Source organism: Citrobacter sp. U14242 (genome assembly GCF_046555775.1).
In the GTDB taxonomy this organism is placed as follows: Bacteria; Pseudomonadota; Gammaproteobacteria; order Enterobacterales; family Enterobacteriaceae; genus Citrobacter.
Genome location: NZ_JBKGLW010000004.1, coordinates 347,917 through 366,232, shown reverse-complemented (window position 1 = coordinate 366,232; position 18,316 = coordinate 347,917). Strand labels below are relative to the sequence as shown.

The window sequence follows — 18,316 nt, the reverse complement described above, 5'->3', positions numbered from 1 at the left end:
CAAAAATAGCAGAATAATGACTGACGATTCGACACTAATGACGACAAACGTCAGTAAATATCACCGTTTTTGCGTGGTTTAACCTCATGAAACATCAGATAAAGATGAAAAATCAAAGTGACCCTGATCACAAATTTTAATTTTTCGGCGCTATGCTATGCTTTTATACAACGAGTAAATCGTTCACGTAAAAACATAAGCGAGGAAAATAATGGGTATTATTTCATGGGTGATTTTTGGTCTTATCGCGGGGATCCTGGCAAAATGGATCATGCCAGGGAAAGATGGCGGCGGTTTCTTTATGACCATTATCTTAGGGGTTGTTGGTGCCGTTGTGGGCGGATGGATCAGTACATTCTTTGGATTTGGTAAAGTTGATGGTTTCAACTTCGGCAGCTTTGTCGTGGCAATTATTGGCGCAATTGTAGTGTTGTTTATCTACAGAAAAATCAAAAGCTAAGTAACGAAAAAGACAATAAAGGCCACATTTTTGTGGCCTTCATTTTTGGTTACCACCAGCCCAGTTCCGTTCCCAGCACGACAACAATGGCCACGCCAATCATAATAAGCGTTGTTTTTTTCATCGTTATGCTCCTGGTGAGGCGTAGCCGCCAATAAAGAACCAGGACAGGAAAACGACAGCGGAAATGAAAATAATAACGGGGAAAATAATACCGAGTCGCATACGCTTATCTGCCAGAATAATTTAAAGACGATTAAGCATAACAGGGCTTAATGTACGACAAAAGCGGTTTTATCCTGACGTTTCTTATCCTGATACATCACACTGTCTGCAAGATGAAGCGCACAGTTGACGTCTGTCTCCAGCGGGTCTATTTCCACAACGCCCAGACTGGCTCCCGGATAATACAGACAGATTTCACCCAGGTCATAGTCACCACAAATTAGCTGCTGTAAGTGGTTTTTCACGCTTTGCAAACGAACACACGGCGACATTTCGTTTTCCACTGACAGGCTGGCGACTAAAAATTCATCACCGCCCAGACGACCAAGAATATCATTCTCACTGCACCCACGGCGTAAACGCTGGCCAATTTGGATCAAAAACTGGTCACCGACTTCGTGCCCAAAACGATCGTTGATCAGTTTGAAATCATCTAAATCAATATAGGCGACAATAATTTTGTGTCTGAGGTGGCGTGCCAGCGAGAAGAGGGTTTCGATATTTTCAAATATTGCCCGACGGTTAGGTAGCCCGGTCAGAACGTCAGTGTAGGAGTGGGCTATCAGCGCAGCATTCGCTTCACGTAACTGAGCAACCAGAGATTCTTTCTGGATAGACTGCGCAATCAGGCCCGCGAACAGATGCAGTACCTGCTCACCTCGTTCGCTTAGCGGTTGTTGCTGACGACTGGTTGCGCAGAGGGTACCATAGAATGTGCCATCGGGCAGATGAACTGGAGTACTCAGAAAGGTTGTGATCTCCAGTGCGCGTGCGGCGGTACATTCTGGCCAACGCGCGGGAACGTTATCGCTATACAGACAGTTTGCGTCTATTGCGCGCTTGCAGAGTGTCTCATCCCATGGCACCGACAGTCCTTCGGGGATCTGCATTTGCTTACTATTACGCGCATACAGAATATGCTGCAGACGCGCATCTAAATCGACCTTAGTAAGATAGGTCGATTCCATCTCAGTCACTACCTCCAGCATCTCCAGAAGTTGCCGAACCAGACTCTCAACAGACTGCTCCGTGGCTAATGATTGTGAGACTCGGGCGAGGATCATGTCTGACATGAGAGGTAAATACTCCAGAATGCTGATAAGTCCTGTATTGCCCGCATAATAGAACATCGGAGGGAAAGATGAAACACGCTATCCGGGGCAAAATGTATACATGGGTTTGAAACACATCAGTAAAACATGGAGATAGGTGGAGAGTAGGGGTACTCTCCCAGTGTAACGTTTATAACAGGAGTTAATATGAAACTGGCCTCTATTGTTGTGCCCGGCATTTTGGTGCTGGCGGGGTGTTCCACATCACCTGAAGCACCCGTACCACCGAAAGTTGGCATGGCGAACCCGGCATCCGTATATTGTGAGCAAAAGGGCGGCGTGCTGATTGCGGTGCAGACACCGCAAGGCGTAAGGTCAGATTGCAAACTCCCCGGTGGCGAAATTATTGATGAATGGGCGCTTTGGCGCAGAGATCATCCGGCAACGGGCAAATAACCCACTGTCACCATTGACGTAACCACTCAGCCAGAACCTGCGCATGGTTTTGCTGCGTATCCTTCGCCGCATACAGCAGCGTTAACGGCTGTTGCCGGGCAATATCCGCGAGCCGCTTGCCTTCCTGCTGTTGCTGGGCAAGTTCTGCGCGGTATTGCTCGGCGAAATGGGCAAAATCGATGACATCTGCGTGGAATGCCTTACGTAAATCAGACGAGGGCGTCAGCGCTTTATCCCATTCATTGAAAACAAGATCGGTTTTTTTCACCCCGCGCGGCCACAGCCTGTCGACCAGAACACGATAGCCATCACTTTTTTCTGCCGGGTCATACACGCGTTTACACTGAATATTCATCTTTTAATCCGCTCCGCTAAGCCACTGAACCCGTCTTCATTACGGTTAAATAAGATCGTAAAACGTGACCATTATAGCATTTTGGCCACACAGACTCTCAATTTAAGGGATTGTGATAACAACAAAAAATCGGTAGGCTGAGGCTCCTTATGTTGTCCCTCATTGTTTGGACATAAGGAAAGCTAATGGACATTTCCCCTGTTAAAGATACGCTTCGCATTGCGCTGGTAGGCGATTACAGCCCCGATATTCTGGCGCATCAGGCTATTCCCCTTGCCATCGATGATGCTGCTGCCGTTCTGGAATTAGTGGCTGATTATGACTGGCTCACCACATCCGATATTAGTAGTGGCGAAGATTTAGTCGGCTATGATGCCATCTGGGTGGTCCCCGGCAGTCCTTACCAGCACCCGGAAGGCGCGCTGACGGCAATTCGTTACGCACGCGAAAACAGCATTCCCTTTTTGGGCACTTGTGGCGGTTTTCAGCATGCCATTCTCGAGTATGCTCGCAATGTGCTGGGCTGGCGTGATGCCGCACATGCGGAAACAGATACCACGGGGCGTATGGTGATTGCACCGCTGAGCTGCTCGTTGGTCGAAAAGACGGATGATATTGAACTGCGTGCGAATACGCTGATCGCCAGGGCCTACGGACGGGATGTCATTACAGAGGGGTATCACTGTAACTATGGCGTTTCGGAAGCTTTTGCCGCTGAGCTTGAAAGCGGCGATCTGCGAGTGACGGGCTGGGATGACGCTGGTGACGTTCGCGCAATTGAACTGGTGACACATCCGTTTTATGTCGGGACGCTTTTTCAGCACGAACGAGGGGCACTGGCAGGAAAGCCTGTGCCACTCGTCCAGGCACTGCTGCGCGCGGCCAGAGGATAACAACCGGCCAGGTTGGTTATTCGCCTGCCCGATGTATTACGTGCAGGCGATCTCTTTCTCGCGTCCTGAACAGACGCCAAACACGGCCATGACGAGGGCTAGCAGCGCGACGCCAACCAGCGGGATCTGCCAGCTATCGTTAAGATCGTGAATTTTCCCCATCATTGGCGGCCCACATGCGGCCAGTAAATACCCGACAGATTGCGCCATGCCCGATAGTGCGGCGGCCTGGTGCGCAGAGCTTGCACGTAGCCCGATGAAGGTGAGGCCAAGGATCATCGTGGCACCGGAGCCAAAGCCAAACAACACGGTCCACAGGGCCGCCTGGCCAGGCATGACAGCAAACCCTGTCGCGCCAACAGCGCACATTAACGAGACCAGTGCGGCGATAGTACGCTGATCTTTAAACCGATACAGAACGAGGGGGATCAGTAGCCCGGGCGCTGCGGTCGCCAGTTGTAGCAAGCCATGCAGCGACCCCGCCTGAGCTTCACTGTAGCCGTGACTGATCATAATGGCGGGTAGCCAGCCGATAATAACGTAATAAATAAGCGAGTTGATGCCCAAAAACAGCGTGACCTGCCAGGCGAGACTGGAGCGCCAGATTGCGCGGGAGTGCAACGCTCGCGAATTGCTGAGGCTGGCATTGGCCGTCTGGCGCCACTGAGGTAACCAGATCAATAACGCCAGCAGCGGAAAGACCATTAACATCATCAGCGCACCGCGCCAGCCAAAGCCATTTAACGCCAGCGGCACGACCATTGCCGAACCCAGCGCTGCTGCAGCGCCCATTGTTAACGAATACGCCCCGGTGAGCTTTGCCACATGCTGTGAAAAATCACGCTTAATGAGGCCCGGCAAAAGGACATTTCCCAGTGCGATGCCACAGCCAATAACTGCCGTCCCGCCAAACAGGGCTCCGGATGAAGGGAGTGAACGTATAGCAATACCCACACAGATCAGCAGCATGGCGGCTAACAGACTGCGCTCAATACCCCAACGGCGAGCGACGGTTGCCGCCAGAGGCGACACCAGCGCAAAAGCAAGCAGTGGTAGCGTGGTCAGGAGTCCCGTCTGGGCGGTGGTCAGACCGTAGTCAGTGCGAATCGCGTCCAGTAAAGGGGCTGCGCCGGTAAACGTAACGCGTAGTGTGGTCGCGATCATCAGGATACCCGCAATTAACAGCGCACCGTTTTTACCGCGGGAAGAAGGGGAGTTAGTCATTTTTTTCTCATATCGTCAGGCGAGGCGTTACCTTAGCGTTTTTACTCTGTGGATGAATCAAGCTAAAATGACAGTTTATCGCTAAAATCGGACATTCTTATGTTTGGACTGAGGCTGGACGGGTATCAACCCGATCTTTACCACGATGCCGCTGTGGCTTTTTGTATTCAGGCTCAGGAAGACGAACTTTTCAGCCCACTGCATCAACACCGCAAAGGCCAGTTAATCCTGGCGTTGCATGGCGCAATTACGTGCGAAGTTGAGAACGCCATGTGGATGGTGCCGCCGCAATATGCTGTGTGGATACCAGGTGAAATTCCGCACAGCAACCACGTTACCGTTGGCGCGCAATTGTGCTTTTTATTCATTGAACCTCATGCAGTAGTGATGCCGGAACGCTGTTGTACGCTGAAAATAACGCCATTATGCCGGGAGCTTATTCTTGCGCTGGCGAACAAAACGGATGCCCAGCTCTGTGAACCAGCCACCCAGCGGTTAACGCAGGTGTTGTTTGACGAACTACCACAGCAGCCACAGGAGCAAATGCAGTTACCGGTATCCGATCACCCGAAAATTCGCAAGATGGTGGCGACGATGGCGCAGGAGCCTGCACAATGGCAAACACTGGGGCAGTGGGCCAACGTGTTTGCCATGAGTGAGCGTAACCTTGCCCGTCTGGTCGTCAAAGAAACGGGGCTAAGTTTTCGCCGCTGGCGCCATCAGTTGCAACTGATCCTGGCGCTGCAGGCACTGATCGACGGGCACAATGTACAACAGGTCGCTCAAATGCTCGGTTACGATTCAACGACCGCGTTTATCACCATGTTCAAGAAAGGCCTGGGTCAAACACCAGGCGCTTACATTTCGGGTTTAAATAAAATTAGTTAAATATCATTATGTTGTGGTTTTTTTTGTGGTGACTATTTAGCACTTAAAATCACGCAAAGCCTCCCAAAATCTCTATTTTATGTGCGTCAGTTCCCCGCACAGCACCCCGGAGATTTTGAATAATGGCTTTTTATACGATTGAGAAGAGACTGAGAAAGGATGGTACACCCCGCTACAGATGCACTGTAGGAATTAAGGAGGGTGGCGTATACGAATACCGCGAAAACCAAACTTTTGCAAGGCCGGCTCTCGCTAAATCGTGGGGCGCCAAAAGGGTCGCTGAGCTTGAAACAAGTGGAATGCCAACCCCTGACAAGGGGGAGTCTCTATCGTCGCTCATAGAGCGATTCATCGCACATTCTGACTTGAGGCCGAACTATTCCAAAGAAAGTCAGTTGCGAGTAATTCAACGAACCGAGCTAGGCAGCATGTAGCTTAGCGACATAAGGGCGGTTCATTACATTGAGTTCGCGCGTTGGCTCCGAGCAACAGACAGATCGCCAAAAACAGTTACAGAGTACTACGGGCACCTATCCACAGTTCTGGAAGCCGCACGCCCGTTCTTTGGTGTTGAGGTGGATAGTGGGCAGTTGGCTGAGGCCAGGTTGTACTCGAAAAAGAAAAAGATTAGCGGCAGGTCAAATAAAAGAAGTAGGCGACCAAACGGGGAAGAAATAGAGCTGTTGTATTCTGAATTAAAAAACCGACGCCGCAATTCATATAAGGACATTCCTTTTGACGATATTTTTGAGTTATCAATATTGTCTCGTATGAGAATTGGGGAAATATGCCGGATATTAAAATCTGATATTGATGAGGGTCAGCGAGCTGTTCTGGTTAGGGATAGAAAGGACGCGGTAAAAAAGATTGGAAATCATATTTTTGTCCCTCTTCTTGGTCGTGCGTGGGATATAGTGAACAACCGTCCAGATAGCGTTGATGGGCGTTTTTTCCCCTACCGTTCAAAAACAATAAGCGATAAGTTTGCAATTATTTGCAAAGAGCTTGAAATAGATAATTTGCACTATCATGATTTGCGGCGTGAAGGTGCTAGTCGTTTATTTGAAATGGGATTTTCGATTGAAGAAGTCGCTCAGGTTACGGGGCATCGCAATTTGCAAACGCTCTGGACTGTATACACTGAGTTGTACCCCAAAACCATTCATGACCGTTTCAATGAGCTACAAAAACGCAACAATACGAAAGATTGACAGCATGGAATATTCCGTGCTTCCCTAAAAAGGAGCCGGGAAAGTCGGCTTGCTGCACAGGCTATTGTTTCCGCGTGTCGGTACGTGTCTGCTGTAGAGTCATAGTCGGCGGTGAGGCTGTCACTGGCTTGGTTACGAGGACTATGGCGAGAGAAATGGAGTACTTGGAACGCCACACCCCATCGGTGACTCGTGATTTAGTTTAAGAACCTCACGGATTGAGTTCCGGGATAGGTTCCTAAGTCGGTGCACACCGGGCGGGGCTGACAGGATAAGCCCTAACGTTGCATCACCCATCTGGCACGCCTTGGTCGTTGGGGTTGGGCTGGAAACTTCGTATACGGACCCTCCCGAGACGAGAATTCCAGAGAGTTAAGTGACATTGGTTAGTCCTAAAAAATGGCAACCTTTGTCACTTCTGTTTCTTGAGCCGTTTCTCTGAGGCGCGAATCCCAATTCGCACTCACTCAGCCAAGTCGCAGAAATATTTTTTTTACTGCTCGGGTTCGCCTGACAGATTCTATTCATGAGTTTAACTCAAGGGGCATGAGGCCCGTCGCTAGCGAGAGCTGGTGATGAGTAGTAAACCTGCACATGCTCGCAAAGAGCAGCAGAACCAAAAGTCCGCACTCCGTAGGGAGCAGGTCAAGCAAGCAGCATCCGAAGTGGGCAAGGCTCAATTACGGGAAATGCGCAAGCTTGGCTTTGCACCTCGCAAAGGTGTAGTCACTCAAAAACACTTTGAGCGCTACGCCGCCCACCTTGAAACATTGTCAATGGCAACACGCGCAAGCGCACTCAACAATGAAGTTGCTGTGTTTGTTGAACGTGGTGGCTTGATGACGCGAATCTTTGACCATTTGGAATCACCAAACATCAAAGCTACCGCATTCGCCAATCTCGCAACAACCGCCACGCGCCTTGTGTCTCTCGCTCCAACATTGGCTGATAAATCACGGGCCGCGCTTGCTGGTCAATCTGATGCGTATCTCTCTGATTCAGATCTCGACGCTATCGAGCGCGACGTCATGAAGGGTGCTGTCAGTGACTGAGCGCCAGGAGTTCACAACCAGAGAATACCGTGACCGGGTTCGCTCGCTCGCGGTGATGATTGTCTCTCAGGGCAAGGGGAAGATGCGCGAGCATATTCATCTGCTCAGGTTGTCGGCGCACTTCAACAAGTTCTATAAGCTGGATTTCTTTAAACCGTAGTGGTTCCAGTACCGCGCAGAACGCGACAAACAGCATTCTCGCCTCCGGTGCTAACAGCATGGTTCAGCAGGAAAGCGACCTTGCTGCAAAAATCCTCTCCGGCTCCATTGGCCTGACAACTGGCGCGATGAGAGGTGAGGTTGGTCTTCTGGATCAGCTTATGGGCGCTGGTGGTTCCATCTTCCAGACGGGCGCGAAAATTGCATCGAGCGGAGAGAAGAACCAGTTTAACGCCGGGTTGTTTGAGCAATGGTTCAATCAGCAGACCGCCAACAACAACCGCAAAAACGGCATGATTAACAACAACATGGATTTGATTGATTTCTCTGTTTTGATGCAGGAAATCTTACCAGCGGCGGGTATTGATACGACAACCAACACCACGTCAACATCCAAGCAAAGTGGTGGAGGGTTGCTCTAATGGGTTTTTGGGTTGATGTGGGCGCGGCTGCAGCAGAGTACGCACCAGAAATCGTTGATGGGGTAGAGGCGGTTGGTTCGGCAATTGTTGGTGGTGTAGGCGATGCGGCCGATTTTCTTGGGATGGGCGACACTGCGGCGGAGGCTAAGCAGGTTGTGGGAGGGGCTGTTAGTGAGTTAGTTCCTAATACGCCAGCAATGAGCGGTGTTGGAATGAGCGCCTCTAATTCTGTAGGCGCTGGGTTGGGCGCGGCGTCTTCGGGGTGGGGGTTGTCTGATTGGGCAAGCGAAGCTCTCAAGCCGGTTAAACGGAAATATTCTTTCGTCGGTGTCGCTGATGGAAAGTTTCGTGGGAATGAGCATCGCGCTTGAGAGAGAGTCTATAAAAGCGGAAATCTATGGCGAACTGCTGGCGCTAAACGCGGGCATAATTGTTCCGGTTGTAGAAAACCAGCTCAAGGAATAGCCTGGTTCAAGGAGGGTGGCATGGAAAAACAAGGAACGCACAGAGAAAAGGCCGTAGCAGAGTTGGTAGGAATGCTGTTTGAACTGCACAGGCTGCTAAAGGCCGGACAGACAGAAGAGGCGATCAAACTTATCGAATACGGCACGGAAGGGGTGAAGCGCCTCAATCATTAGCACGCTAAGCAACAAAACCCAACGATAACCCGCGCATGATGTGCGGGTTTTTTATTGGCTAGGAAAAATCTCATGAAAATCAAAAAAATGATTATGTGCTTAGGTTTGCTGCTGGTTGCGGCATCTGCAATGGCTTGCCCAAAGGGTGAGCATCCCCACGGGGGAATCGGTTCGCATCATAAGGGAGGGTATTGTTCTTATGACCAATAAGTCATTACTGCTGATATTTCCGCTTGCTGCGATGCTACTTTCTGGGTGTGTGGGAAAAGCAAATCACCCGCAATGCCAAAGCCTTAAGGCGGGTGCGGCTGGATCTCAATTTGGCGCAGCTCTGACAGGCAGATATATAGACCAAGTCAGGGCGGATATGGATGAGCGTCAGTATGAGCGCTGTGAAGAGATGTTTGATTTAGTGAATCAGCAACAGCAGTATCAGCAGCAATTGCAAGAAACGGAACAAGAGGCGAGTAGGGAGCGGATACAGGTGCAGGAGCAAGCGGAGGCAGAGGTGAGAAAAAGAAAAATGCTGGAAGCGCTGAGCGCCCCAGAGATGCAGAAAAAGATGCGTAATGATCCACTGAAAGACCTGGTAAGTTGTGCGAGGGGTGAGGGTGGAGAGAAGATCGCGAACGATGTTAAGGTCTTGGTAGAGGGGGCGTGTAGGAGTGAGCTTGATAGGCGAGTAGATTCAGGGAAGGTTAGTCGCGCCAAGGTGGATAAGTTACTTAACAAGCAAGAGCAGCAGCTAACACAATCGCAATCACCTAAAGGGGCGTCAGCGTCCAGTTCAAAGTTGGCTTACGCATCACTGCAGGGGTTGGTGGATTGTGAGCACTCGGTTGTTTCGCCGCAGAGCGGCGAACTTCTTAAGGAGGGTGCTAGTTCGTCATATCAATGTGAATTGGAAATTGACAGACGTGTGGATTCAGGGGTGATTAGTCGAGCCGAGGTAAATAAAATGGGTAATCAGGAAATGTAAGCACATATGAAAGTAAATCCCCTTCGGGGGATTTTTTTGTTGTGCACAGAAAGCCCCCAGCTAGGCTGGGGGTTCCGGAAAGCTTTCAGCTTTGAGCCAGTTATCAAAACCCCTTTTGATTTGTTAAAACACCTTGCGGTCTGGCAACTGCAAAAGTTCAACAAGAAATCAAAAGGGGGTCCCAATGGGGGACGAAAAGAGCTTAGCGCACACCCGATGGAACTGTAAATATCATATAGTTTTTGCGCCAAAATACCGAAGACAGACGTTCTACGGAGAGAAGCGCAGGGCAGTGGGCAGAATCTTAAGAAAGTTGTGCGAATGGAAAAAAGTACGAATTCTGGAAGCAGAGTGCTGTGCAGATCATATCCATATGCTTCTGGAGATCCCACCCAAGATGAGTGTGTCGAGCTTCATGGGATATCTGAAGGGAAAAAGCAGTCTGATGCTTTACGAGCAGTTTGGAGATATGAAATTCAAATACAGGAACAGGGAGTTCTGGTGTAGAGGGTACTACGTCGACACGGTAGGTAAGAACACGGCGAAGATACAGGAATACATAAAGCACCAGCTTGAAGAGGATAAAATGGGGAGCAGTTATCGATCCCTTATCCGGGTAGCCCGTTTACGGGCCGTAAGTAACGAAGTCTGATGCAAATGTCAGATCGTATGCGCCTGTTAGGGCGCGGCTGGTAAGAGAGCCTTATAGGCGCATCAGAAAAACCTCCGGCTATGCCGGAGGATATTTTGTCTGTACAGTACCCCTTATAGCACCCCATTAATGGTTAACTTATTGATATAAAAAATATCAGATTAGGTCAAACACCAGGTCGCTATCTGGCGAGCTTGGCTACTGCTTCCCAACAATCAGCGACACCAGACCTGCCGCAATAAGCGGACCCACCGGCACGCCGCGAAAGAGGGCAACGCCCAATACTGTGCCCACCAGTAAACCGGCGACGAGTTGAGGTTGGCTGCCCATCAGCGTGACGCCGCGCCCGCCAAGCCAGGAGACAACAACGCCGATGGCGATGGCGACCAGAGATTTCCAGTTTACAAAGGAGTGAATAAGCGTGGGGGGGGGCAGCGTGCCGCTGGCGATGGGAGCCATGACGCCGATCGTCAGAATAATAATCCCAACGGTAAGTCCCTGTTTTTCAATCCACGGGAAGAATGTATTCAGCGGAGTAACACGGACGATTATCAGCACCAGAATTGAAACGGCGACAGTGGTGTTGTGGCTGACAAGGCCCAGAGCTGCCAGTCCAAGCAGGATCAGCAGTGTGACATCAAACATCGTAGTTTCCTTGCCAAAAGAAAAAATAAGCCTGCTTACTGTACGCGTAAATGCGTGACGGAACAGGCTTTTTTATTGATTATTATTATTTTTGGGCGAACGCATAATATCGCGTTTTGATACTGATGTTACGGGCTTGCTATTGTGTGCGATGGAATGGGACTAATTCAGGTTGCGCAATGCGCAAATAATCTTTGGTGTCCATGATCACGGACTTTTCGAGCAGTCCGGCGTTGAACGCAATTTCAGTAAAGCGCTCAAACAACAGCGGATCGGCAACCAGCTTGAGTTTTGGATGGAAACTAAACGGTGGGATAGCGCCGAACACGCAGCCGGTCAGTTCATCCACTTCCGCCGGGCTGGCAAGTGATGCGCGTAAACCGCCGATATGTCCGGCAAGCTGGTTCAGGTCAGCCTGTTGGTCAGCCGGGAGAATGGCCAGCACATGCTGATTGACGCCGTTGCCTTTTACTTTACAGACGAGGGCTTTTGCTCCCTGACCCAGTGCTGTACCGCGAATTTCCGAGACAGCTTCACATTTGCCAACGGCTTCATGGCTGAGCACACGATACGTCGCGCCTTGTTCTGACAACAGCGAAATTAAACGTTGGTGCGTCGCGTTGCCTTTATTTACATCTGTCATTTCTTACTCCTGGTACTACGATGAAAATCCTGACGAATACAATATCACTCACGGTGGTATTTTTTCTGTTTGTTCAGATAGAGCTGTACATCTGATGCCTTATAAGCGTCATCAATAGTGTCGTTTGGCTGCATGTTATAAATCCCCGCGGAAAAACTGACGGAGGTATCCGGAGCAATAGTGTGTAAGTTATCGCGAATACGATCCAGTAGTTGGGGGGTGAGTTCAGGGGCATAATCGACAAGGATAATACAAAACTCATCTCCGCCGAGACGGATGGCATAGTCACTTTTGCGAATAGAGGCCTGAATAGCTTTGGCCAGAATGGTGATAATGCGGTCACCTTCCTGGTGTCCGAGTGTGTCATTAATTGTCTTTAGTTTATCGCAATCAATAGCAATAAAAGTTACGCAGGTTCCGGTGTTGATCAACTGCTGCAAACGCTGCTCAAGCGTGGGCGTTAATATTTTACGGTTATAAAGCCCGGTCATCGCATCACTGATATTTTCGCGTGTGACGTTGTGATACAAACGAAAATGCATTCTGACCATGTTCAGCAGCAGTGCCGTTGCCAGTAAATAGAAGGCAAATATCTTCCAGGAAGCAACAATAAAATACATAAAATCAAGCGACAATGTAATGCGCATTCCGCCTGGGATGTCATTAATATAATGAACATACTTAAACAAGTCGCTCTCACTTTGGTGAATGATAATCTCTTTACCTGAGTTGATGTCAGATAAGGTCACATTGAGATAGCGCCAGACGAGGGGACGGTCGTTGGTATAAAATATGTTCTTTAAATTGTCTTTGTTAATATCCACCATGACGACGCCTTTTAGCTTGCCGGTATAGTAGACCGGGGTCAAAAAACTCATCACTTTCTCCTGGGTGAGATCGTCCTGATAAATACTGGAAATGACGGTTCGGCCAGTAAAAACATCATCAATATCGTTCTGGTTAATTCCCAGTGTACCTTTCTGTAAAAAAGACCAGTGATTCATGGCAAATTGATATGAATTTATCAGGTTGTAGAAATAGATGTAGTCGTTTTTCAGGTCAATGTAATAGCGAAACTTGTATTCCATGGTGCCTAATCCCTGACCATAATCTACCCGTTCACGATTTGCGTTTACGGCCTGATCGAAGGCGGGGAGCAGAAAAATATCGTCAAGTTGTTCAATACAACTCGATGAGTGGGTCTGTAACGTACCGCGTAACGGAAGATAATCATGGGCAGTGAGATTGAATCCATGTATGCCGTTAACGGTTTCGAAAGCGGTACACAGCGCTTTTCGTTGTTCGACTGTGATGGGCTTTTTCGGGGATGAAAATTGGCGCATCATATGGGCGGCAATGCTCTGATTAGTATATTTATCATAGAGAAAGGATGAATCTGCTTTCTCTATGATGTAGCGCATATACGCGCTCATTGCCCGATCGTTGGCAACAAGTTCATAAACCAAAAAAGAAGATGTCAAAACAATAACGCTTACGGAGATAAAGTGCCGAAGCGCTTTATGATGCAATTTCATAATGATTTACAACCCTGTAAGTCAGATACATCAGTCTATCACACGGCATACATCCACTCTAACAGTACGGAAAATCCTGCAGGATTGTGCATTATTTGTAATAAAAATCATTCGTGCTCTTCACCTTTAATCTTTAATGTTGTATTTATAATGCAACTTATAGAAAAGGAGACAGGCGAATGAGCGCGACTGAAAAAGCGGGCCATACATTTTTAGCCAGCCTGGGAAAAACCCGCCTGCGCCCAGGCGGGGTTGAAGCGACGGAATGGTTGTTCCGGCAGTCCCAACTGACACCTGACAGCCAGGTCCTTGAAGTGGCCTGCAATATGGCTACGACGGCCATCGAACTGGTACAGCGCTTTGGATGTACAGTCTATGCCATTGATATGGATAAAAATGTACTGAGCAAGGCCAGAAGCAATGTGGCGCTCAACGGACTGGAAAATTACATTCATGTCATGGCGGCAAACGCCAGTACTCTGCCTTTTGCGGATAACAGCTTCGACGTAGTGATTAACGAAGCCATGCTGACGATGTATGCAGACAAAGCTAAAGCGAAATTGATTGCGGAATATCATCGGGTGCTGAAACCCGGTGGACGTTTGTTGACCCACGACATTATGTTCACTGCGCAAAAACTGGAAGAAGGTGACCAATATCAGTTGGTTCAGGTGGTGAAATCAAACGTCAGTCCGATGACGAAACAAGGATGGAGTGACCTGTTGATGAGTGCGGGATTTGAACAGGTCATACAACAGAATGGCAAAATGTCGTTGATGTCACCGCGCGGATTAATTCGCGATGAAGGAGTAAAGGGTGCGATTAAAATTGCGTTTAACGGTATGCGGACGTACGAAAATCGTCGCCGATTCTTGAAAATGTTTCGTTTCTTCCACTCGCAACGTCACCAACTAAACTACATTGCCTGCTGTTCCATCAAAGGAAAATAAAAAGGATAAACGGATGAATATTGATAAAATGAAAAGCCAGCATGTTGATATACTGGAAAAAATATCATTTTTGCGTCAGTTAAGCCTCGCTGGCGTTTCAGCCAATGCTCAGGAAATCGCTACTGCGATAGTGAGCATGAGTGCGATCATTAAAACGCATTTATCTGCTGAAGATCAGTTCCTTTATCCGCATATTGAACAGGATGGTAATAATGCACTTCGGCAAGTCAGCACAAAATTTAAGCGTGAAATGGCAGACATCGTTAGTGAATATGAGGTTTTCTCCCGCCGCTGGAATATTGCCAGTAAGTTGATGGGCAACGATGACGCGTTCAGACGCGACGCCAACAATGTTTTGCGTAAAGTGTATGAGCGTATGCAACGGGAAAATAAAGACTTCTATCCACTGGTGGAAAGAATGTAGCGTCATTTTACGTATGAACGCAACGCACCGCACCCGGCAAGAAAAAATCAGCCAGAGAAGAAAAACTGGCTGATTTTTTACGTCACTACCCGCTAACTATTGCTAGTGGCGCTTTGCTTATGGAACAGTTCGCGGAATACCGGATAAATATCATCCTGGTCGCGAATATGCTGCATCGCAAAGTTATCAAAGGTAGATTGCAGATGCTCATACTCACGCCACAGGGTCTGGTGTGCACGCCGGGTGATTTCAATATAGCTATAATATCGCACCACCGGCAGCAGCTTTTTCGCCAAAATTTCATGACACAGTGGTGAATCATCTGCCCAGTTATCGCCATCCGATGCCTGAGCGGCATAGATATTCCACTGGGCAGGGTTGTAGCGATCTTTTACCACTTCATCCATTAACTTCAGGGCGCTGGAAACGATGGTTCCCCCCGTTTCCTGAGAGTAGAAGAACTCGTGTTCATCAACCTCTTTTGCCTGAGTATGATGGCGAATATAGACAACCTCCACGTTCTTGTAAGTGCGGCTTAAGAACAGATACAGCAGGATATAAAACCGTTTTGCCATATCTTTAGTCGACTGGTCCATTGACCCAGAGACATCCATCAGGCAGAACATCACGGCCTGGCTGGAAGGATCGGGTCGTTTCTCATAATTCTTGTAGCGTAAATCAAAGGTATCAATAAACGGTACGCGTTCGATTTTTGCCCGTAATTCAGCAATCTCTTTGCGTAACCGTTCTTCCTCCAGTAACTGCGCAGGCTCACTGTTGGCGATGGTTTCAAGATCGGCCTCAAGCGCATGCAGTTCACGACGTTTACCCGCCGTCATTGCTGTGCGGCGTGCCAGTGAGTTCTGCAGGGAGCGCACCACGCTGATGTTGGCGGGCACACCGTTGGAGGTAAATCCTGCGCGGTGCGTTTTAAACTCCGTTAACTGACGCTGCTGATTCTGCTTCAGGTTAGGGAGTGCTAAATCTTCGAACAGCAGATCAAGATATTCATCTTTAGATATCTGAAAGACGAACTCATCCTGACCCTCTCCATCCTGACTGGCCTGGCCTTGTCCGCTTCCTGAACCGCCGCCGCCCCCCTGCGGACGTTCGATACGGTCATTCTGTACAAAATGATCGTTACCCGGATGCACGCGATGACGCAGGCCACCACGCCCCTGATGAAACATCGGTTCGCTAATATCATCGGTCGGGATAGAGACAGACTCGCCGCTATCGACATCAGTCACCGAACGCTTGTTAATGGCCTCGGAGATCGACTGTTTGATTTGCGATTTATAACGGCGTAAGAAGCGCTGACGGTTTACCGTGCTCTTGTTTTTGCCGTTAAGACGTCGGTCTATGAACCAGGTCATATGCCCCCCGTACTGCCAACTATTCGCAGATTCTGTAGATGCCGGATAGCGTTAAGCTTATCCGGCCTACAGAGTGTCGTTATAAGCCCGGCAACATCGGGCATGAAAGTTAAGACGATTTACGTACGCGCAAATACCATTCGCACAGTAAACGCACCTGTTTACGCGTGTAGCCTTTTTCCATCATCCGATCGACAAAGTCGTCGTGTTTTTTCTGCTCGTCAGTCGAGGTTTTGGCGTTAAACGAAATGACCGGCAACAACTCTTCGGTATTCGAGAACATTTTCTTCTCAATAACCGTGCGCAGTTTTTCGTAACTGGTCCAGTTCGGATTACGACCGCTGTTATTCGCTCTCGCACGCAGAACAAAGTTGACGATCTCGTTACGGAAGTCTTTCGGGTTACTGATACCCGCCGGTTTTTCAATTTTCTCCAGTTCGGAGTTCAGTGACTCGCGATCGAACAACTGACCGGTATCCGGGTCGCGATACTCCTGATCCTGAATCCAAAAATCCGCATAGGTAACATAACGGTCGAAAATGTTCTGTCCATATTCTGAATAGGACTCGAGGTAAGCCGTCTGGATCTCTTTGCCAATAAACTCGGCGTATTTCGGGATCAGATAGCCCTTCAGGAACTCAAGATAACGTTCGGCCTGCTCCTGAGGGAATTGCTCACGCTCGATTTGCTGCTCAAGCACATAGAACAGGTGCACCGGGTTTGCCGCGACTTCGGCATGGTCAAAGTTGAACACGCGGGAGAGGATCTTAAACGCGAAACGCGTGGACAGACCGTTCATCCCCTCATCAACTCCGGCGTAATCCCGGTACTCCTGATAAGATTTTGCTTTAGGATCGGTATCTTTCAGGCTTTCACCGTCATAAACGCGCATCTTCGAATAAATGCTCGAGTTTTCAGGTTCTTTCAGACGAGAAAGAATAGTGAAGCGAGAGAGCGTTTCCAGCGTGCCCGGTGCGCAAGGCGCATGGGTCAACTCACTGTGGTTAAGCAGTTTTTCGTAGATCTTGATCTCTTCAGATATACGTAAGCAATACGGGACCTTCACGATATATACACGGTCGAGGAAGGCTTCGTTATTTTTGTTGTTGCGGAACGTCACCCATTCAGATTCGTTCGAGTGGGCGAGAATAATCCCGTTAAACGGCAGGGCAGAGATACCTTCTGTCCCGTTGTAGTTTCCTTCCTGGGTTGCAGTCAGCAGAGGATGCAGCACTTTAATCGGTGCTTTAAACATCTCTACGAATTCCATAATCCCCTGGTTGGAGCGGCATAACGCACCTGAGTAGCCGTAGGCATCAGGATCGTTCTGTGCATGGTGTTCGAGTTTACGAATATCCACTTTCCCGACCAGAGCGGAAATATCCTGGTTGTTTTCATCACCAGGCTCCGTTTTAGCGATGGCGATTTGCTCCAGAATAGACGGCCAGACTTTGACAACGCGGAATTTAGTGATGTCCCCGCCGAAATCATGCAAACGCTTCGCGGCCCACGGCGACATGATCGTACCGAGATAGCGACGCGGGACCCCATACTCTTTTTCCAGGATCTGTGCATCTTCCTGCGGATTAAACAGGCATAACGGATGATCGTTAACCGGGCTACGTTCACCATTAGCGCTGAGAACATAAATGGGCACTCTTTGCATCAGCGATTTCAGTCGTTCTGCAAGCGATGATTTTCCCCCTCCCACCGGCCCCAGCAGATACAGGATCTGCTTCTTCTCTTCCAGCCCCTGAGCCGCATGTTTCAGATAAGAAACAATCTGTTCAATTGCGTCTTCCATGCCGTAAAACTCTTCAAAAGCGGGATAACGTGCAATCACCCGATTCGAAAAGAGTCGAGAAAGTCGAGGTTCGTGGGCAGTGTCAACCATGACAGGCTCACCAATAGCCATTAATAGCCGCTCTGCCGCGTTGGCATAAGCACTGCGATCTTGCCGACAAGTGGTAAGAAACTCCTGCAGCGTGAACTCTTCGTCCTTGGCAGCTTCATAACGCTGGCGATAGTGATCGAATATATTCATGGTATGCCGTCCTTTCGTTTTTTAGCACATGTT

The 18,316-nt window shown here is 49.0% G+C and carries 23 protein-coding genes and 1 pseudogene; 14 read left to right on the top strand and 10 right to left on the bottom strand.

The window, feature by feature from the left end; all coding sequences use genetic code 11:
• Nucleotides 1-211: 211 nt before the first annotated feature.
• Nucleotides 212-460 (top strand): GlsB/YeaQ/YmgE family stress response membrane protein, encoded by a 249-nt coding sequence (locus tag ACLJXE_RS08905; RefSeq protein ID WP_137382921.1) that lies wholly within the window; start codon nt 212-214, stop codon nt 458-460.
• 49 nt (nt 461-509) lie between these two features.
• Here the strand turns inward: ACLJXE_RS08905 and yoaJ are convergent, their stop codons facing one another.
• From yoaJ to ACLJXE_RS08890, 3 genes are read right to left on the bottom strand one after another with little or no spacing between them, the layout of a single operon-like run.
• Nucleotides 510-584, bottom strand: a complete 75-nt coding sequence (gene yoaJ, locus ACLJXE_RS08900; RefSeq protein WP_286630190.1) for a protein YoaJ — start codon at nt 582-584, stop codon at nt 510-512.
• 2 nt (nt 585-586) lie between these two features.
• Entirely contained in the window at nt 587-685 is a 99-nt protein-coding gene (locus ACLJXE_RS08895; protein ID WP_086523648.1) for a YoaK family small membrane protein, read from the bottom strand.
• Nucleotides 686-732: 47 nt separating this feature from the next.
• Nucleotides 733-1,758: a diguanylate cyclase domain-containing protein gene (locus ACLJXE_RS08890; RefSeq protein WP_410750676.1), complete on the bottom strand. Its 1,026-nt coding sequence runs from the start codon at nt 1,756-1,758 to the stop codon at nt 733-735.
• A gap of 186 nt (nt 1,759-1,944) precedes the next feature.
• Here ACLJXE_RS08890 and ACLJXE_RS08885 point away from each other — a divergent pair, with 186 nt between their 5' ends.
• Complete coding sequence (locus ACLJXE_RS08885; protein WP_410750675.1) at nt 1,945-2,193, top strand: DUF333 domain-containing protein; 249 nt, start codon at nt 1,945-1,947, stop codon at nt 2,191-2,193.
• A 7-nt stretch (nt 2,194-2,200) separates the two neighbouring features.
• Here ACLJXE_RS08885 and ACLJXE_RS08880 read toward each other — a convergent pair whose 3' ends face one another.
• Nucleotides 2,201-2,548 carry a DUF488 domain-containing protein gene (locus ACLJXE_RS08880; RefSeq protein WP_410750674.1) on the bottom strand — a complete coding sequence of 116 codons (348 nt, stop codon included), beginning with the start codon at nt 2,546-2,548 and terminating at the stop codon, nt 2,201-2,203.
• A 185-nt stretch (nt 2,549-2,733) separates the two neighbouring features.
• On the opposite strand from ACLJXE_RS08880, the gene ACLJXE_RS08875 reads away from it, so the two are divergent.
• The gene (locus ACLJXE_RS08875) at nt 2,734-3,441 is read left to right on the top strand and encodes a CTP synthase (protein WP_410750673.1); all 708 of its coding nucleotides are present in this window, start codon (nt 2,734-2,736) and stop codon (nt 3,439-3,441) included.
• Between the two features lie 36 nt (nt 3,442-3,477).
• On the opposite strand, the gene ACLJXE_RS08870 is transcribed toward ACLJXE_RS08875, so the two are convergent.
• A complete protein-coding gene (locus ACLJXE_RS08870) occupies nt 3,478-4,665 on the bottom strand; it encodes a CynX/NimT family MFS transporter (protein WP_410750672.1) in 1,188 nt (395 codons plus the stop codon).
• A 99-nt stretch (nt 4,666-4,764) separates the two neighbouring features.
• Between ACLJXE_RS08870 and ACLJXE_RS08865 the strand changes: the two genes are divergently transcribed.
• The 9 genes and pseudogenes from ACLJXE_RS08865 (at nt 4,765) to tnpA (ending at nt 10,656) form a co-directional block, all read left to right on the top strand.
• A complete protein-coding gene (locus ACLJXE_RS08865; RefSeq protein WP_410750671.1) occupies nt 4,765-5,553 on the top strand; it encodes an AraC family transcriptional regulator in 789 nt (262 codons plus the stop codon).
• Nucleotides 5,554-6,128: 575 nt separating this feature from the next.
• A complete protein-coding gene (locus ACLJXE_RS08860; RefSeq protein ID WP_410750670.1) occupies nt 6,129-6,764 on the top strand; it encodes a site-specific integrase in 636 nt (211 codons plus the stop codon).
• Nucleotides 6,765-7,339: 575 nt separating this feature from the next.
• On the top strand, nt 7,340-7,816 hold the full coding sequence (locus tag ACLJXE_RS08855; protein ID WP_410750669.1) for a hypothetical protein: 477 nt from the start codon (nt 7,340-7,342) through the stop codon (nt 7,814-7,816).
• Nucleotides 7,809-7,976 (top strand): hypothetical protein, encoded by a 168-nt coding sequence (locus ACLJXE_RS08850; RefSeq protein WP_410750668.1) that lies wholly within the window; start codon nt 7,809-7,811, stop codon nt 7,974-7,976. Before ACLJXE_RS08855 ends, ACLJXE_RS08850 begins: the two co-directional genes overlap by 8 nt.
• A 58-nt stretch (nt 7,977-8,034) precedes the next feature.
• Nucleotides 8,035-8,397 carry a hypothetical protein gene (locus tag ACLJXE_RS08845; protein ID WP_410750667.1) on the top strand — a complete coding sequence of 121 codons (363 nt, stop codon included), beginning with the start codon at nt 8,035-8,037 and terminating at the stop codon, nt 8,395-8,397.
• On the top strand, nt 8,397-8,768 hold the full coding sequence (locus ACLJXE_RS08840; protein WP_410750666.1) for a hypothetical protein: 372 nt from the start codon (nt 8,397-8,399) through the stop codon (nt 8,766-8,768). Before ACLJXE_RS08845 ends, ACLJXE_RS08840 begins: the two co-directional genes overlap by 1 nt.
• A 114-nt stretch (nt 8,769-8,882) precedes the next feature.
• A complete protein-coding gene (locus ACLJXE_RS08835; protein WP_410750665.1) occupies nt 8,883-9,035 on the top strand; it encodes a hypothetical protein in 153 nt (50 codons plus the stop codon).
• A 199-nt stretch (nt 9,036-9,234) separates the two neighbouring features.
• Complete coding sequence (locus ACLJXE_RS08830) at nt 9,235-10,014, top strand: hypothetical protein (protein WP_410750664.1); 780 nt, start codon at nt 9,235-9,237, stop codon at nt 10,012-10,014.
• Between the two features lie 184 nt (nt 10,015-10,198).
• Nucleotides 10,199-10,656 (top strand): annotated as a pseudogene (tnpA, locus tag ACLJXE_RS08825) (IS200/IS605 family transposase).
• A 208-nt stretch (nt 10,657-10,864) separates the two neighbouring features.
• Here tnpA and ACLJXE_RS08820 read toward each other — a convergent pair.
• The 3 genes from ACLJXE_RS08820 to dgcJ all read right to left on the bottom strand — a co-directional run bounded on the left by ACLJXE_RS08820 (nt 10,865) and on the right by dgcJ (nt 13,489).
• A complete protein-coding gene (locus tag ACLJXE_RS08820; RefSeq protein WP_410750663.1) occupies nt 10,865-11,311 on the bottom strand; it encodes a DUF441 domain-containing protein in 447 nt (148 codons plus the stop codon).
• A gap of 139 nt (nt 11,312-11,450) precedes the next feature.
• A complete protein-coding gene (locus ACLJXE_RS08815) occupies nt 11,451-11,954 on the bottom strand; it encodes a YbaK/prolyl-tRNA synthetase associated domain-containing protein (protein WP_410750662.1) in 504 nt (167 codons plus the stop codon).
• Between the two features lie 44 nt (nt 11,955-11,998).
• Nucleotides 11,999-13,489 (bottom strand): diguanylate cyclase DgcJ, encoded by a 1,491-nt coding sequence (gene dgcJ, locus ACLJXE_RS08810; RefSeq protein WP_410750661.1) that lies wholly within the window; start codon nt 13,487-13,489, stop codon nt 11,999-12,001.
• 179 nt (nt 13,490-13,668) lie between these two features.
• Between dgcJ and ACLJXE_RS08805 the strand changes: the two genes are divergently transcribed.
• Entirely contained in the window at nt 13,669-14,439 is a 771-nt protein-coding gene (locus ACLJXE_RS08805; RefSeq protein ID WP_286630162.1) for a class I SAM-dependent methyltransferase, read from the top strand.
• Between the two features lie 13 nt (nt 14,440-14,452).
• Nucleotides 14,453-14,863: a hemerythrin domain-containing protein gene (locus ACLJXE_RS08800; RefSeq protein ID WP_410750660.1), complete on the top strand. Its 411-nt coding sequence runs from the start codon at nt 14,453-14,455 to the stop codon at nt 14,861-14,863.
• A gap of 92 nt (nt 14,864-14,955) precedes the next feature.
• Here ACLJXE_RS08800 and ACLJXE_RS08795 read toward each other — a convergent pair whose 3' ends face one another.
• Both ACLJXE_RS08795 and yeaG read right to left on the bottom strand, forming a co-directional pair.
• On the bottom strand, nt 14,956-16,239 hold the full coding sequence (locus ACLJXE_RS08795) for a YeaH/YhbH family protein (protein ID WP_410750659.1): 1,284 nt from the start codon (nt 16,237-16,239) through the stop codon (nt 14,956-14,958).
• A 109-nt stretch (nt 16,240-16,348) separates the two neighbouring features.
• Entirely contained in the window at nt 16,349-18,283 is a 1,935-nt protein-coding gene (gene yeaG / locus ACLJXE_RS08790) for a protein kinase YeaG (protein ID WP_005120355.1), read from the bottom strand.
• Nucleotides 18,284-18,316 lie beyond the last annotated feature (33 nt).

What these genes read in the sequence shown, in the direction of transcription:
- ACLJXE_RS08840 (WP_410750666.1), top strand. Translation starts at nt 8,397, where the DNA reads ATGGGTTTTTGGGTTGATGTGGGCGCGGCTGCAGCAGAGTACGCACCA.
- yeaG (WP_005120355.1), bottom strand. Translation starts at nt 18,283, where the DNA reads ATGAATATATTCGATCACTATCGCCAGCGTTATGAAGCTGCCAAGGAC.
- ACLJXE_RS08875 (WP_410750673.1), top strand. Translation starts at nt 2,734, where the DNA reads ATGGACATTTCCCCTGTTAAAGATACGCTTCGCATTGCGCTGGTAGGC.
- ACLJXE_RS08820 (WP_410750663.1), bottom strand. Translation starts at nt 11,311, where the DNA reads ATGTTTGATGTCACACTGCTGATCCTGCTTGGACTGGCAGCTCTGGGC.
- ACLJXE_RS08835 (WP_410750665.1), top strand. Translation starts at nt 8,883, where the DNA reads ATGGAAAAACAAGGAACGCACAGAGAAAAGGCCGTAGCAGAGTTGGTA.
- ACLJXE_RS08795 (WP_410750659.1), bottom strand. Translation starts at nt 16,239, where the DNA reads ATGACCTGGTTCATAGACCGACGTCTTAACGGCAAAAACAAGAGCACG.
- ACLJXE_RS08870 (WP_410750672.1), bottom strand. Translation starts at nt 4,665, where the DNA reads ATGACTAACTCCCCTTCTTCCCGCGGTAAAAACGGTGCGCTGTTAATT.
- ACLJXE_RS08905 (WP_137382921.1), top strand. Translation starts at nt 212, where the DNA reads ATGGGTATTATTTCATGGGTGATTTTTGGTCTTATCGCGGGGATCCTG.
- ACLJXE_RS08855 (WP_410750669.1), top strand. Translation starts at nt 7,340, where the DNA reads ATGAGTAGTAAACCTGCACATGCTCGCAAAGAGCAGCAGAACCAAAAG.
- ACLJXE_RS08815 (WP_410750662.1), bottom strand. Translation starts at nt 11,954, where the DNA reads ATGACAGATGTAAATAAAGGCAACGCGACGCACCAACGTTTAATTTCG.
- ACLJXE_RS08890 (WP_410750676.1), bottom strand. Translation starts at nt 1,758, where the DNA reads ATGTCAGACATGATCCTCGCCCGAGTCTCACAATCATTAGCCACGGAG.
- ACLJXE_RS08880 (WP_410750674.1), bottom strand. Translation starts at nt 2,548, where the DNA reads ATGAATATTCAGTGTAAACGCGTGTATGACCCGGCAGAAAAAAGTGAT.
- ACLJXE_RS08845 (WP_410750667.1), top strand. Translation starts at nt 8,035, where the DNA reads ATGGTTCAGCAGGAAAGCGACCTTGCTGCAAAAATCCTCTCCGGCTCC.
- ACLJXE_RS08805 (WP_286630162.1), top strand. Translation starts at nt 13,669, where the DNA reads ATGAGCGCGACTGAAAAAGCGGGCCATACATTTTTAGCCAGCCTGGGA.
- dgcJ (WP_410750661.1), bottom strand. Translation starts at nt 13,489, where the DNA reads ATGAAATTGCATCATAAAGCGCTTCGGCACTTTATCTCCGTAAGCGTT.
- ACLJXE_RS08895 (WP_086523648.1), bottom strand. Translation starts at nt 685, where the DNA reads ATGCGACTCGGTATTATTTTCCCCGTTATTATTTTCATTTCCGCTGTC.
- ACLJXE_RS08885 (WP_410750675.1), top strand. Translation starts at nt 1,945, where the DNA reads ATGAAACTGGCCTCTATTGTTGTGCCCGGCATTTTGGTGCTGGCGGGG.
- ACLJXE_RS08865 (WP_410750671.1), top strand. Translation starts at nt 4,765, where the DNA reads ATGTTTGGACTGAGGCTGGACGGGTATCAACCCGATCTTTACCACGAT.
- ACLJXE_RS08830 (WP_410750664.1), top strand. Translation starts at nt 9,235, where the DNA reads ATGACCAATAAGTCATTACTGCTGATATTTCCGCTTGCTGCGATGCTA.
- ACLJXE_RS08800 (WP_410750660.1), top strand. Translation starts at nt 14,453, where the DNA reads ATGAATATTGATAAAATGAAAAGCCAGCATGTTGATATACTGGAAAAA.